Origin of the sequence: Sphingobacterium sp. UBA3519 (genome assembly GCF_002377215.1) — a bacterium.
Lineage (GTDB): Bacteria > Bacteroidota > Bacteroidia > Sphingobacteriales > Sphingobacteriaceae > Sphingobacterium > Sphingobacterium multivorum.
On sequence record NZ_DFPI01000010.1, the window covers coordinates 157,967 to 171,961 of the forward strand.

General features: G+C 40.2%; 10 protein-coding genes. 8 read left to right on the top strand and 2 right to left on the bottom strand.

Annotated elements, in window-relative coordinates; genetic code table 11:
• Positions 1 to 39: 39 nt before the first annotated feature.
• Positions 40 to 2,322 (bottom strand): GH92 family glycosyl hydrolase, encoded by a 2,283-nt coding sequence (locus tag B3297_RS04620; RefSeq protein ID WP_286778521.1) that lies wholly within the window; start codon positions 2,320 to 2,322, stop codon positions 40 to 42.
• Positions 2,323 to 2,470: 148 nt separating this feature from the next.
• Between B3297_RS04620 and B3297_RS04625 the strand changes: the two genes are divergently transcribed.
• Positions 2,471 to 3,481, top strand: a complete 1,011-nt coding sequence (locus B3297_RS04625; protein WP_112373823.1) for a LacI family DNA-binding transcriptional regulator — start codon at positions 2,471 to 2,473, stop codon at positions 3,479 to 3,481.
• On the opposite strand, the gene B3297_RS04630 is transcribed toward B3297_RS04625, so the two are convergent.
• Positions 3,471 to 3,851, bottom strand: a complete 381-nt coding sequence (locus B3297_RS04630) for a methionine-R-sulfoxide reductase (protein WP_046674140.1) — start codon at positions 3,849 to 3,851, stop codon at positions 3,471 to 3,473. The two genes, B3297_RS04625 and B3297_RS04630, sit on opposite strands and share 11 nt — an antisense overlap.
• A 491-nt stretch (positions 3,852 to 4,342) precedes the next feature.
• On the opposite strand from B3297_RS04630, the gene B3297_RS04635 reads away from it, so the two are divergent.
• From B3297_RS04635 to B3297_RS04665, 7 genes are read left to right on the top strand one after another with little or no spacing between them, the layout of a single operon-like run.
• Complete coding sequence (locus B3297_RS04635; RefSeq protein WP_070563536.1) at positions 4,343 to 5,605, top strand: cytochrome c3 family protein; 1,263 nt, start codon at positions 4,343 to 4,345, stop codon at positions 5,603 to 5,605.
• A gap of 37 nt (positions 5,606 to 5,642) precedes the next feature.
• On the top strand, positions 5,643 to 8,657 hold the full coding sequence (locus B3297_RS04640; protein ID WP_070563539.1) for a TAT-variant-translocated molybdopterin oxidoreductase: 3,015 nt from the start codon (positions 5,643 to 5,645) through the stop codon (positions 8,655 to 8,657).
• A gap of 29 nt (positions 8,658 to 8,686) precedes the next feature.
• On the top strand, positions 8,687 to 10,171 hold the full coding sequence (gene nrfD, locus B3297_RS04645; RefSeq protein ID WP_046674137.1) for an NrfD/PsrC family molybdoenzyme membrane anchor subunit: 1,485 nt from the start codon (positions 8,687 to 8,689) through the stop codon (positions 10,169 to 10,171).
• 6 nt (positions 10,172 to 10,177) lie between these two features.
• Complete coding sequence (locus B3297_RS04650; protein WP_070563542.1) at positions 10,178 to 10,714, top strand: DUF3341 domain-containing protein; 537 nt, start codon at positions 10,178 to 10,180, stop codon at positions 10,712 to 10,714.
• On the top strand, positions 10,698 to 11,336 hold the full coding sequence (locus B3297_RS04655) for a c-type cytochrome (RefSeq protein ID WP_286833372.1): 639 nt from the start codon (positions 10,698 to 10,700) through the stop codon (positions 11,334 to 11,336). The genes B3297_RS04650 and B3297_RS04655 overlap by 17 nt, the downstream gene beginning before the upstream one ends.
• A gap of 19 nt (positions 11,337 to 11,355) precedes the next feature.
• Positions 11,356 to 12,591, top strand: coding sequence for a quinol:cytochrome C oxidoreductase (locus tag B3297_RS04660; protein ID WP_070563545.1), 1,236 nt, complete (start codon positions 11,356 to 11,358; stop codon positions 12,589 to 12,591).
• Between the two features lie 43 nt (positions 12,592 to 12,634).
• The gene (locus B3297_RS04665; RefSeq protein ID WP_070563547.1) at positions 12,635 to 13,972 is read left to right on the top strand and encodes a cytochrome c oxidase subunit II; all 1,338 of its coding nucleotides are present in this window, start codon (positions 12,635 to 12,637) and stop codon (positions 13,970 to 13,972) included.
• Positions 13,973 to 13,995 lie beyond the last annotated feature (23 nt).

Genomic DNA, 13,995 nt, shown 5'->3' on the forward strand with positions numbered 1-13,995 from the left:
AAATATTAATCCAGTAATGTTTTACTGACAATTTTTCAGTTAATTATTGTCAATGCTTGAAGGCCAATCGGCTTTGTTTTTACCAAAGTTTTTGTGTGGCGTAGCACTCATCTCGATTTCCATCTGTCCACCTGCTAAAAGCTGCGCATGTGTAATGAACGTTTTGGCGTAAGGCTGGCCATTTAATTTGATTGATTTGATATATGGATTGGCTTTGCCTTGGTTTTTAACATCGATCGCTAACGTTTTGCCATTCGGTAGATTGATATTCGCATGTTGCATCATCGGCGAACCGAAGACATAAACACCACTCATTGCATTTAATGGATAGAAGCCCATTGCCGAGAATACATACCATGCGCTCATTTGTCCGACGTCATCATTTCCACATAGACCAGCTGGACTGTTTGTGTAAAACTCAGTCATCGCTTTACGGACTAAGGCTGCACCTTTCCAAGGTTGTCCCGCGTAAGCATACAAGTAGGGGATATGGTGATTTGGTTCGTTACCTTGCGCATATTGGCCGATTAGTCCTGAAATATCCGGTGAAGCTTCACCACCAAGATCCGATGACATGGTCGTAAAATAATCCAGTTTTTTCAAAAATTTCTCCTCGCCACCGAAAAGATTGATCAGCCCTTTGACATCTTGGGGTACTAACCAGGTGTATTGCCATGCATTACCTTCGCAATAGTCATTCTCGCGGTGTTTGGCCATGAGGGGGTCGAAAGGTCTGCGGAACTCGCCATTGGCTTTTTTACCGACGAAATGACCTACCTCTTTGTCAAAATATTGCTCGTATAGTTTGTAGCGTTTTTTGAAATAAGCAGCGTCTTCTGTTTTACCCAGTTTTTCGGCAATTTTATAAGCACCGAAGTCAGCAATCGCATACTCTAATGCCCATGCTACAGACTCATTAGGCATGCTGTCGATAGGAATGTAGGTCAGTTCACGCGCATATTTCAGACCGTGATCATTACCCATTGCTGTGGTCTTAACAGCTTCCCACATCAAAGGATAGTCTTTCTCGTCAATAATTCCTTTTAAGAAGGCGTCAGCAATCACTGGAATTGCAGGTAATCCAACCATTGTATTGGTTTCATTGCCTTGTAAGTGCCACATGGGTAATTTACCTTGTTGTTGATAGATCGCCAACATGGTTTTGATAAAATCCTGGTTGATTTTACGGTCCTCCAAGATCGTCATCAAAGGATGAAGACCACGGTAAGTATCCCAAAGCGAAAATACCGTATGGTTGACAAAATCCTGTTTTTCATATACTTGTTTGTCAGTCCCTAGGTAATCGCCATTTGCATCGTTGAAGATGGTAGGAGCGAAGTAGGTGTGGTATAATGCCGTATAGAAGATTGTCTTCGTATCTTTGTCGGCTTCAAATTGAATCTTATTTAAGGTTTTGTTCCAACGTTGATCGGCGTCTTGCTTTACTTTTTCAAAATTCCAGCCTGGAATCTCGGCGTTGATATTGTTCAGCGCATTGGTCGAGCTTACTGGAGAAATACCGACTTTAAGTTCAATGGTTTTGTTTTTAACAGCATCAAAGAATAAAGCCGCTTTGATTGCCTGTCCTTTGAATGTTGTTTGGCCTAATTTTTCTTCTTTACCGTCGAAAAATCTTACTTTTTGTATTGGTTGGGAAGTTCTGATGGCAAAATACAATTTTTGGTCAGTTGCCCATCCTGTTGAAAAGCGGTAACCAACAAAGGTCGAATCGTTCACCTGTTTGATGTAGGTGTCTGTCGGTTTATCCCAATTGATATGGTAACCTAAATCGACCAAAATATGTGCATTGTCTGTTTTTTCATAGCGATATTGATGATAACCAACACGTTCGGTGGCTGTCAGGTTGGCCTGCACCTGATAGTCATCTAAATAAGCGCTATAGAATCCCGGTTTTGCTACCTCATTTTCTTTTTTGAAGGAAGAGCCATAACCTGTATTCATTTTGTTGAATTCTGCGGGCGTTAATTGTAATTTTCCGTTAGCAGGAACGATCATAAGGTCGTTGAGGTCACCGATACCTGTTCCACTCAGGTGGGTATGTGTAAAACCCAAAATTTCCTGGCTTTTGTAATTGTATCCACTGCACCAATCCCATCCGTTGAACTTGTCCCAAATCTGTGGAATTTGAGTAGGCCCCAATTGCACCGCACCTAAAGGTACATTCGCACCAACAAAGACGTGGCCATGATCCGCGGACCCAATAAAGGGGTTGACATATTGTGTAAGATTTTGCTGGGCTTGCGCACAAAATGGTAAAATTAGTGTGCCCAACACTGTTTTGAGTAGTTTATTTCCTATCATAGGTTTTTGTTCGGGTATTTGAAAACTGCTTAAAATTAGTAAATAAAACCTTTTAGCGCAATTTTATTATTATTTTAGTAAATTGTCGTTAAATTTTTTACTTTAGTAATCTTCGTAATAAAAAACTTAACAAACCTACTACTACTACATGAAGAAACGTATTCTGATCAGTGATATCGCAAAGGCCTTGGGGATTTCTGTAACTACTGTGTCCTTTATTTTAAATGATAAGGCAAAAGAAAAGCGTATTAGTGAGGCTTTGACTAAGCGGGTTTTGGACTATGTCAAAAAGGTCGGCTATAAGCCCAATGAGTTGGCAAAAAGTCTCCGCACAGGGAAGACGAAGATTCTAGGTTTGATTATCGAAGATATTTCCAATCCTTTTTTTGGGAATATAGCACGCCTGATCGAAAGTAAGGTCTATGAGCAGGGCTATCGTATTATTTATTGTAGTACCAACAATGATGTAGAAAAAGCGAAGGAGTTGATCCAGATGTTTTACGATCGGCAGGTGGATGGTTTTATTATTACACCTTCCGATGGTTTGGAAGATACCGTAAAGCAGTTACAGCAGAATAATATCCCGGTTGTGCTCTTCGACCGATATTTTCCGGGGCTTGAAACAGACTATGTTGGGGCCGACAATTTTCAGGGGGCCTTTGATGCAAGTAACCATTTGTGTCAACAAGGTTATAGACGTATCGGATTTGTATCGCTCTACTCGGATCAAACTCAAATGAAAGAGCGTTCAGATGGCTATATGAAAGCTATGGATAATAATAAGCAGCAAAGTTTTATCCAGAAGATCCAAATGGATGCTTCGGATGAGGAGGCGATGGAATCTTTGCGGGAGTTCATCTGTGAAAACAGGCTGGATGCTGTTTTGTTCTCCACTAACTATTTGGCGATTTCGGGCTTGAAGGCCGCTAAAAAGTTCAACTTTACGATGCCAGCAGTCATTGCTTTTGACGACCATACAGTTTTTAAGTTGGTAGAACCTGCTATCACAGTTGTTTCGCAGCCGATCAAGGACATTGCTGAGAACCTGATTAATATTTTGTTGCTTCGTCTTCAGGGTAAAATAAAAGCAACACGTAGAATGGTGTTGCCTTGTGAACTGAAAGTTCGTGAGTCGACTAAAGTGAAAGTTACTTCGTAGTATCGGCTACAAATTTCATTGAAATAGAATTAACGCAGTGACGCGTGTTTTTTGTCGTAAAGCCTTCTCCGAGGAATACATGGCCTAAATGCGCGCCACATGTGCTACAAAGGATTTCAGTGCGGCGACCATCGGCATCGGTGATCCTTGTAATTGCTCCAGGAATCTCATCATCAAAACTTGGCCAGCCACAGCCAGATTCAAATTTCGACTCCGAACGGTATAGCGGGCTGTCACAACGGCGGCAGATATACGTTCCTTTGAGCTTATTGTCTAAAAGTTCACCCGTAAAAGGCCGCTCAGTTCCCTTGTGTATAATAATGTATTCCTCTTCTTTACTTAGCGGGTTGTATTTTTTGTTTGTTTCCATGGCTGTCGTATGTTAGTCGTTGATTTTGACAGGAGCGGTCGACTGGGATCAATCTATTCCTTTATATAAAAGAGCATCTCTATAAAAGTAGTATCATCCAGATTCTTTCATTTTCAGTCTGGGAATTGATCCTGGCCCAGTCTCCATTCATCTTGATAAAGTTACGGAAATTAAGTCGAAAAAAAACCTTTTGTGTCTTCTGCGATCTGTTATTTTGAATATTTTAAATTGTCATGGAATTGTCTTATATTTGGGTAGCTATTCAAATGAAAAGTTGTAGTGATGGAACCACTTTAATAGCGTAATGTTGTTTTTATCCTTGTTTAAACGCATTTGTTTAGAATGATTATAAATTGATATTAAAGGTCACAAAATTGTCAGCGATTTGTTAATAAATCATACTTTTGTGGCATTGTTAGGGGGGTAGTGGCTCCTTTAACCATGGGAGTTAATTTTTTACATTCACAAATAAATAGTATAAAGTGCTAAATATGAGAACTATCTCATCCGTTTTGGGAAGCCTTGCGAGGGTGGTGTCAACGAGTTTGATGCTATTATTTGCCGTTACGACGTTGCATGCGCAAGATGTCAAGGAAGGTGAAAAAATCTTCAAATCTAAGTGTACATCCTGTCACGCCATTGACAGAAAAGTGGTTGGTCCTGCTTTAAAGGGGATTCCAGAGACGAAAGACGAAGCTTGGTTAATCAAGTGGATCAAGAACTCTCAGGCTTTAATTGCGTCTGGCGATGCTGATGCAGTTAAAATCTTCGAAGAGAACAACAAGCTTGTGATGACTTCTTTTACTGATTTATCTGACGATCAGATCAAGTCGGTATTAGCGTATATCACCGATGCTTCTAAGGAGAAACCGAAAGAGGCTGCTGCTGGTGGTGCTGGCGCTAAAGATGATAACGCGTCTATGTTCATGATTTTGGGCTTGATCGCAGTTGTTGTTTTGGCTGTAGTGGTTATCGTGGTGTTGAATCGTGTGATCCGTACCTTAGAAAATGTAATTGCTAAAAACCAAGAAGCTATTGCTGCGCAACAAGAGCCAGAAGATAGCCAACGTTTTGTGAAGTTTGCGAAAGCATTCGTTAAAAACAAAAAGTTGGTTGGCTTTACAGTCTTGATGTTAGTTGCATTATTAGCTGTAGGTGGTTGGAAGACCATGTGGAACGTTGGTGTTCACCAAGGCTATCAGCCGGTTCAACCAATTAAGTTCTCGCACCAAATCCACGCGGGTGTTAACAAAATTGAGTGTCAATACTGTCACGGTGGAGCATTTAAATCTAAAAATGCGTCTATTCCATCGGCTAACGTATGTATGAACTGTCACAATACAATCACTGCTTCAGAGCATTATGATGGTGAGATTTCTCCGGAAATTGCTAAAATCTATCGTGCATTGGATTGGAATCCTGATACGCGTACTTACGGTAACAATCCGAAACCAATTCAATGGGTTCGTATCCACAACTTACCTGACTTTGCTTACTTCAACCACTCACAACACGTTGTGGTAGCTGGTGTTGAGTGTCAAACTTGTCACGGTCCAATCCAAAATATGGAAGAAGTATACCAATACTCTCCATTGACGATGAAATGGTGTGTTGATTGTCACAAAAAGACAGATATCAAATCGGATAACAAATACTATGAAGATTTGATCAAAGCACACGAAAGAATTAAGAAAGGTGAGAAAATGACTGCAGCCATGATCGGTGGTCTTGAGTGTGGTAAGTGTCACTATTAATAATTATTTGAAATACGCAATCTTATATACAGCTTAAATGGATAGCAATAAAAAATATTGGAAAGGTTTGGAAGAGTTAAATCAAACTCCTGCTTTCGTTGAAGGAAGCAAGGGTGAGTTTGCCGAATCTATTCCTGTAGAAGATGTATTAAACGAAGCTGGCTTGAGTACTAAAACTCCTCGCCGTGACTTCTTGAAAGCATTAGGATTTGGTTTGGGTGCTGTTTCTTTAGCGGCTTGTAACCGTACTCCTGTGCATAAGGCAGTTCCTTATTTGATTAAACCTGAAGAGGTAACTCCAGGTATCCCTAACTATTATGCTTCGACGTTCAACGGTCAAAGTATCTTGGTTAAAACGCGCGAAGGTCGTCCGATCAATGTTGAGCCTAACCCGAATGCAATTGGTTTGAACCAAGGTTTGGATTCAACGACTGCTGCTTCTGTATTGGATTTATACGATGAGTCCAAATTGAAACAGGCACAATTGAAAGGTCAAGATGTAGAGTGGTCTAAATTGGATGGGGAAGTTGTTAAAGCTTTGAATGCAGCAGCATCTTCTGGTAAACAAATTACGATCGTTTCTAACACCGTAAACAGTCCTTCAACGTTGGCGGCTATCGCTGCTTTCGCAACGAAATTCCCAACAGTTAACCATGTACAATACGATGCTGTATCTTACAGCGGTATTATTGAGGCGAATAAAGCTTCATTTGGGAAAGCTGTTGTCCCTTCATACAATTTTGAAAAGGCAAATGTGATTGTTTCCGTTGCAGCTGATTTCTTAGGAACTTGGTTAGCAGGTGAGGAGCATACACAACAATACGCTAAAAACCGTGATTATAAATCGTTGAAAAACGGAAAAATGTCACGTCACGTGCAATTTGAGTCTGGTCTTTCGATGACTGGTACAAATGCGGATGCTCGTATCGCCATCAAACCTTCGGAAGAAGGAGCTACATTGGTTGCTTTATATAATGCAATCACTGGTCAGTCTTTGGCTGGTGCCACTGCAAACAAAAAAGCACAAAAAGGTGTCGCTCTAGCAGCGAAAGAATTGGTGAACAGCAAAGGCGCAGCAGTTGTTGTTGCTGGTTCTAACGATGTCAATGTACAGGTATTGGTCAATGCAATTAACGTTGCATTAGGCGCGTACGGTACAATCATCGATTTGGATAACTATTCTAAACAATACCAAGGTTCAGATTCTTCGTTCCAAGCTTTCTTAGCAGCTGCGAAATCAGGTCAAGTTGGTGTTGCGTTCTTCTTGAATAGCAACCCGGTGTATGATTACTTCAAAGCAGAAGATGTAAAAGCAGCGTTGAAACAAGTTCCTTTCACCTTATCGTTTTCGCAACGTGCGGATGAAACAGCTTCTGAATTGACAGCGATCGCTCCAGCAAGTACATTCTTGGAGTCTTGGGGTGATGCGAATCCAAAAGAAGGTTTGTTCTCGATCGTTCAACCAACAATTAATCCTGTTTTCAAAACACGTCAAGTTGAACAAAGCTTGTTGACTTGGGCAGGAAATGATACCGATATGTACAACTTCGTTAAGAACTTGTGGTCTACACAAATCTTAGCAGGTTCTACGAAAAACTGGGATGCTGTATTGCAAACTGGTTTTGAATATAAAGGTGCTAAAGCGGCAACAGCTCCTGCATTTACAGGAAATGCTGCAGCGGCAGCTTCAGCAATTGAGGCATCAAGCAAAGCGATTACCGGTGAGTTTGAATTGAAACTTTATGAGCCTGCTGGTCTTCGTGACGGTCGTTACGCGAACAACGCTTATTTACAAGAACTGCCTGACCCTGTTTCTAAAGTAACTTGGGATAACTACGCTGCTCTTAACCCGAAAGATGCTGAGAAATTAGGATTGGGTGAAGACGGTAAAGTGACTTTAAAAGCAAATGGTGTTGAATTGGAATTGCCAGTTGTACAACAACCAGGTCAAGCACAAGGAACAGTTTCAGTTGCTGTAGGTTACGGCCGTACAAAAGTTGGTAAAGCAGGTAATGAAGTTGGTAAAAACGCATTCCCTTTTGCTTCTATCATCAATGGTACAGTACAAGGTGTTGCTAAAGCAACTGTAGCGAAAGCGTCTGGTACTTACCAATTGGCACAAACACAGACACACCACACGATCGAAGGTCGTAACGTTATTCGTGAAACGACATTTGCGAAATATCTGAAAGATCCTAACTCTGAGGCAGGCCGCTTTACGGATAATCACAAAACATACGATTTGTGGAACAAATATGAGCAACCTGGTCACAAATGGGTGATGGCGATCGACTTGAACGCATGTACAGGGTGTGGTGCTTGTATCGTTGCTTGTAACGTTGAAAATAATATTCCTGTTGTAGGTCGTGATGAGGTTCGTCGTCGTCGTGAAATGCACTGGTTACGTATTGACCGTTACTATACAATCGAAGGAAAAGATCAAGATCTTACAAAAGAGAAAGAAATTGCGAGAGCTTCGGCTGATTTGGATTTCGAAGATATCACTGTTGTTCACCAACCGATGTTGTGTCAACACTGTGGTCACGCACCTTGTGAAACGGTTTGTCCGGTATTGGCAACAGTACACTCTTCAGAAGGTTTGAACCATATGGCATATAACCGTTGTTTTGGTACACGTTACTGTGCGAACAACTGTCCTTTCAAAGTTCGTCGTTTCAACTGGTTTGCATACTGGAATGATTCACGTTTTGACAACTACTTGAACAATGAGTTCACACAATTGGTATTGAATCCAGATGTTGTTACTCGTTCACGTGGGGTAATGGAGAAATGTTCAATGTGTATCCAACGTATTCAAGCAGGTAAATTACAAGCTAAGATTCAAAATCGCAAAGTTAAAGATGGCGATATCCAAATGGCTTGTCAACAAGCATGTTCTGCAAATGCAATTATCTTTGGTGATGCAAATGATCCAGAATCAGAAGTATCTAAAGCATTACGCAACGAGCGTGTTTATTACGTACTTGAGGAAATCAATGTTCAACCGGGTATCGGTTATATGACAAAAGTTAGAAACACTTTTGAGGCGTAATCTTGTACAATATTTGAAATAAAAATACTATGTCATCGCATAACGAATCAATATTAAGAGAACCATTAATGACCGGTAAGGACATTACGTATGCAAAAATTACGGATGATATCTTACTACCGGTTGAAAATAAACCGAATAAAGCATGGTGGATTGGTTTTACCGTTGCTGTATTAGGTGCTTTATTATGGGTAGTTAGCGTTAGTTATACCTTTTGGACAGGTATCGGCGCTTGGGGTCTGAATAAAACTGTAGGCTGGGCTTGGGATATCACCGACTTCGTATGGTGGGTAGGTATCGGTCACGCGGGTACGTTGATTTCAGCTGTATTATTAATCTTCCGCCAGAACTGGCGTAATTCAATCAACCGTTCTGCAGAGGCGATGACGATCTTTGCGGTAATCTGTGCGGCTACATACGTTGTAGCTCACATGGGTCGTCCTTGGTTGGCTTATTGGATTTTCCCACTTCCAAATCAATTTGGATCACTTTGGGTAAACTTCAACTCTCCTTTGGTATGGGATGCGTTTGCGATCTCAACTTACTTTACAGTATCCTTGGTATTCTGGTACTGTGGTTTGTTGCCGGATATTGCAACAATTCGTGACCGTGCTACTGGATTAAAACAAAAAATCTATTCTGTATTATCATTCGGATGGAATGGTTCAGTTAAGACTTGGCAACGTTTTGAAATCGTGTCATTGATCTTGGCAGGTATCTCTACGCCGCTTGTACTTTCTGTACACACGATCGTATCCATGGACTTTGCCACTTCGGTTATCCCTGGATGGCATACAACGATCTTCCCTCCATACTTCGTGGCGGGTGCGATCTTCTCTGGTTTCGCGATGGTACAGACGTTATTGTTGATCTTACGTAAAGTAATGAACTTTGAGAACTACATCACGATGTTCCACATTGAGTCGATGAATATTATCATCATGACAACTGGTTCTATCGTGGGTGTGGCTTACTTGACTGAGTTGTTTATCGCAATGTACTCTCGTTCAGAATACGAAATGTATGCTTTCGAGAACCGTATGTTGGGTCCATACGCTTGGGCTTACTGGTCAATGATGACTTGTAACGTAATTTCTCCACAGTTATTCTGGTTCAAAAAAATCCGTACAAGTATTCCTATCTCATGGATCTTATCGATTGTTGTAAACATCGGTATGTGGTTTGAGCGTTTTGTAATTATCGTGACTTCATTGCACCGTGATTACTTGCCTTCATCTTGGGCAATGTTCTACCCAACTTGGACAGACGTAGGTATCTTTGTAGGTTCAATCGGATTATTCTTTACATTATTCTTGTTGTTCTTACGTTTCTTACCAGGTATCGCTATCGCCGAAGTGAAATTGTTGTTGAAATCATCTTCATTACAACATAAAACTAAATTGGCTCAAGAAGGCGCATTCCCTGAGGAACAAGTGAAGTACTTCCAGGAGTCATTAGAGAAATATGATTCAGTGACAGAAGAAGAGATTAAAGAATTATCAGTTAGAAAATAATCAGCAATGAACAATACAAAATATATATTAGGTAGTTTTGCGGATCCCGATGAAATGATGCATGGGATCGACAAATTGCAAGCAAACAATATAAGTATTTACGACTGCTTTACTCCGATGCCTATTCACGGCATCGAAGCAAAGCTGGGTGTGAAACCTTCTCGCTTGCCTATCGCAGCATTTTGCTTTGGAGCATTAGGAACGACATTAGGTTTTAGTTTGTTGTATTATACAATGGCATATGATTGGCCGATGAATATCGGTGGTAAACCATCTTTTGGTATGCCAAACTTTGTTCCAGTTACATTTGAGGTTACCATCTTATTGTGTGCCTTGGGTATGGTTGCCACGTTTTTCTTCCGTAACCACTTATTTCCGGGACGTGCACCTCGTGTAATGGACTTGAGAGCAACAGATGATCGTTTCATCCTTGCAGTAGATGCCAAAGAAAATACAGATCACGCTTTGATCGATAGCTTATTGAAAGAAGCTGGAGCTGTTGAAGTTAAGTACAATGATAGAAAATATGTTAGCTATGAATAAGAAGAATTTACTTGGAACGCTATGCGCAGCTGTGGCATTGACAGCACTTGTTTCTTCTTGTGGTGACAAAACAACTCGTAGTACAGGTTTAGAGTTTTCTCGTAACATGTACGATCCGCTTGCTTTCAATCCGGATCAACCTAATGCGAATTTTGCTGATGGAAAAACAGCACAAACACCTCCTAAAGGTACAGATCCAATTGGTTTCACTCGTTTTGAATACGCCAATACATTAGAGGATTATGAACGTGCAGGAAGAGAAGTAAAAAGTCCTTTGGTCGTAAATGCCGAAAATCTTGAAAAAGGTAAAGCTTTGTTCACCACTTACTGCTCGATATGTCATGGAGTAGAAGGTAAAGGTGATGGTCCTATCACAAAAGACCGTAGCGTGACTGATTCAAGAGGTACTCGTCAATTAGAGAACTTTCCTCCGCCACCATCTTATCACAGAACAGATGCGGCGAGCTCTTCACGGGGTGGTTTGATGGCTGACTTGACTGATGGTAAAATTTACCATACAATTTATTACGGACACAACTCCATGGGATCACATGCATCTCAATTGTCTCCAGAGGAGCGATGGAAAGTTGTTATGTATGTTCACGAATTACAAAAGAAATAATCTAACATCAGATATATAAATGGGAACTCACAGTCATCATCACGATTATAATTTCAACGAGCGATACGAGTTTGCTGGCAAAGCTAAAATGTTCAGTATTGTCGCTGTTGTACTAGGCGTAGCTGCTGTAGCTTTCGGGTTGCTTTCGGGCGATCACGTTACTGTAGAGCGTACTTATGCCAACTTGTTATTGATGGGTTATTACTTTACATGTGTATGCGCAGCTGGAACATTCTTTGTTGCCTTGCAATATGTAACACAATCTGCATGGTCTGCAGGTTTGGTACGTATACCTCAGGCTATGGCGAGTGTTTTACCAATTGCATCATTAGTTTTATTAGTTATTGTAGGTTTAGGTTTAACCACGCATAACTTATATCACCACTGGAATGCAGATGGTATCACTGATCCGCATAGTACAAATTTTGACCCTATTATCGCAGGTAAATCTGCTTATTTAAATGTTCCATTCTTCTTGATCCGTCAGGTGGTATTTTTGGGAACATATAGCATTTTTGCTGTTATTTTTGCGAAACTTTCTTATAAAGAAGATTTGGAAGGAGGATTGGCTTCTTATAAAAAGTCATTCAAATTGTCGGCAATCTTCTTAGTTATCTTCGGTTTTACTACACCTATCTGGTCTTTCGATACAGTAATGTCTTTAGAAGCACACTGGTTTTCAACGATGTTCGGTTGGTATAACTTTGCAGCAATGTGGGTTAGCGGTATTTCATGTATCACGATCATCGTTGTTGTATTGAAGAAAGCTGGTTATATGAACTGGGTAAACGAAAATCATTTACACGATTTGGGTAAATTGATGTTCGGTTTCTCGATCTTCTGGACTTACGTTTGGTTTGCACAATTCATGTTGATTTGGTATTCAAACATGCCGGAGGAAACAGTTTATTTCTACAAACGTTGGGAACCTGAATACAAACCTTGGTTTTGGTTGAGTATTATCATTAACTTTGTGGCACCATTGTTACTATTAGTGGATCGCGATGCTAAACGTAAACAAAATGTAATGTTGTTCGTAGCGATTCTATTATTGGCTGGTCACTGGCTAGATTATTATATCATGATCATGCCTGGTACTGTTGCTGAACATAGAGGATTTGGTATCATTGAAATCGGAACTGCACTTGGTTTCTTAGGTTTGTTCATCTTCTTAGTGATGAGTAAATTGAGTAAACAAGCATTGGTGCCTAAAAATCATCCTTTCTTGGATGAGAGTTTGCATCACCAGATATAGTTTCACTTTTAAAGGAAGGTTACGTAAAAACGTTATAAAAGAAATGAGCTTTAAATTAAATAATAGATTCAAATCCATCTCGGGTTTTGTGCTTGCACTAGGATTGCTTTTTGCGACTCCTATCCTAGCAAGTCAACAAGATACAGTAGCATCTGATTCTGCTAAAGCGGCAACTACAGCAGTAGCTGCCCCTGCAGCAACGGATTCGGTTGCAAAAGATACAACAGCGGCAGCAGGTACTGCTGCTGTTGGATCTGCTAGTTCTTCTACAGAAGCTAGTGCTGCTGCTCCTGCTGTTGAAGAAGTGAAGCAAATAGACCCTCAGGTTTATAAAAACTTCACATATTATGTCTTGTTATTCTTGGTTATATGTACAGTTGTTGCCGTTATCGGTAAAGTACTTTCGATCTATGAATTGACAAGAAAGATGAACGGTAAATACAATCCGTTTGCGAATAACACATTTCAATCGGCATTGTTATTCATTTTCTTGGTTGTATTCCTTTATGGTGTATATTGGTCATATGTACACTGGGGAGCTGCTTATTGGAGATCGGCAGTAACTGAGCACGGTGAGCGTATTGATACGATGTTTATCATTACGACAGCAATTACAACATTTGTATTGGTTATCACACACATCTTGTTGATGACATTTACATTCTTGTACCGCATGCGTGCAAAACGTCAGGCTTATTATTATCCTCATAACAATGCAATCGAGAAATTGTGGACAATTGTTCCAGCTGTTGTTTTGACAGTATTGGTATTGTTCGGTTTCTTTACATGGAGATCGATCACAAATATTCCTGAAGATCTTCAAAAATCAGCATTACAAGTTGAGGTATTAGGCGAGCAATTCCAATGGAATGTCCGTTATGCTGGTTCAGATGGGATTATTGGTAAACGTAATTATAAAATGACGACACCAACCAACCCTTACGGTATTGACTTTAATGATAAAAATTCCTGGGATGATATTCAGGGATCTGAAATTTGGTTGCCTGTAAACAAACCTGTTCGTTTCCATATCGTTTCAAAAGATATTATTCACTCTTTCTATATTCCTGATTTCCGTGTTCAAATCAATGCGGTACCAGGGATGACCAACTATTTCCAATTCACACCTACTGTAACAACAGAAGAAATGCGTGATCGTTTGGGTGATTATAACTATGACTTCGTGATGTTGTGTAACAAGATCTGTGGATCTGGTCACTACAACATGCAAAAGAAAGTGGTTGTCGTAACTGAAGAGAAATATAAAGAGTGGTTAGCTAAACAAAATAAATATTTTACTGAGGATTTGCAAAAAGAGTTCAGTGGTAAAACAGCTAACGTGAAAAAGGATAGCGTACAAGTTACAGCATCTTTGAACTAATTAAGAATTTTTGAATATAAAAT

Coding starts and splice junctions, on each gene's coding strand:
- B3297_RS04640 (WP_070563539.1), top strand. CDS start 5,643: ATGGATAGCAATAAAAAATATTGGAAAGGTTTGGAAGAGTTAAATCAA.
- B3297_RS04620 (WP_286778521.1), bottom strand. CDS start 2,322: ATGATAGGAAATAAACTACTCAAAACAGTGTTGGGCACACTAATTTTA.
- B3297_RS04665 (WP_070563547.1), top strand. CDS start 12,635: ATGAGCTTTAAATTAAATAATAGATTCAAATCCATCTCGGGTTTTGTG.
- B3297_RS04655 (WP_286833372.1), top strand. CDS start 10,698: ATGTTAGCTATGAATAAGAAGAATTTACTTGGAACGCTATGCGCAGCT.
- B3297_RS04660 (WP_070563545.1), top strand. CDS start 11,356: ATGGGAACTCACAGTCATCATCACGATTATAATTTCAACGAGCGATAC.
- B3297_RS04635 (WP_070563536.1), top strand. CDS start 4,343: ATGAGAACTATCTCATCCGTTTTGGGAAGCCTTGCGAGGGTGGTGTCA.
- B3297_RS04625 (WP_112373823.1), top strand. CDS start 2,471: ATGAAGAAACGTATTCTGATCAGTGATATCGCAAAGGCCTTGGGGATT.
- B3297_RS04630 (WP_046674140.1), bottom strand. CDS start 3,851: ATGGAAACAAACAAAAAATACAACCCGCTAAGTAAAGAAGAGGAATAC.
- nrfD (WP_046674137.1), top strand. CDS start 8,687: ATGTCATCGCATAACGAATCAATATTAAGAGAACCATTAATGACCGGT.
- B3297_RS04650 (WP_070563542.1), top strand. CDS start 10,178: ATGAACAATACAAAATATATATTAGGTAGTTTTGCGGATCCCGATGAA.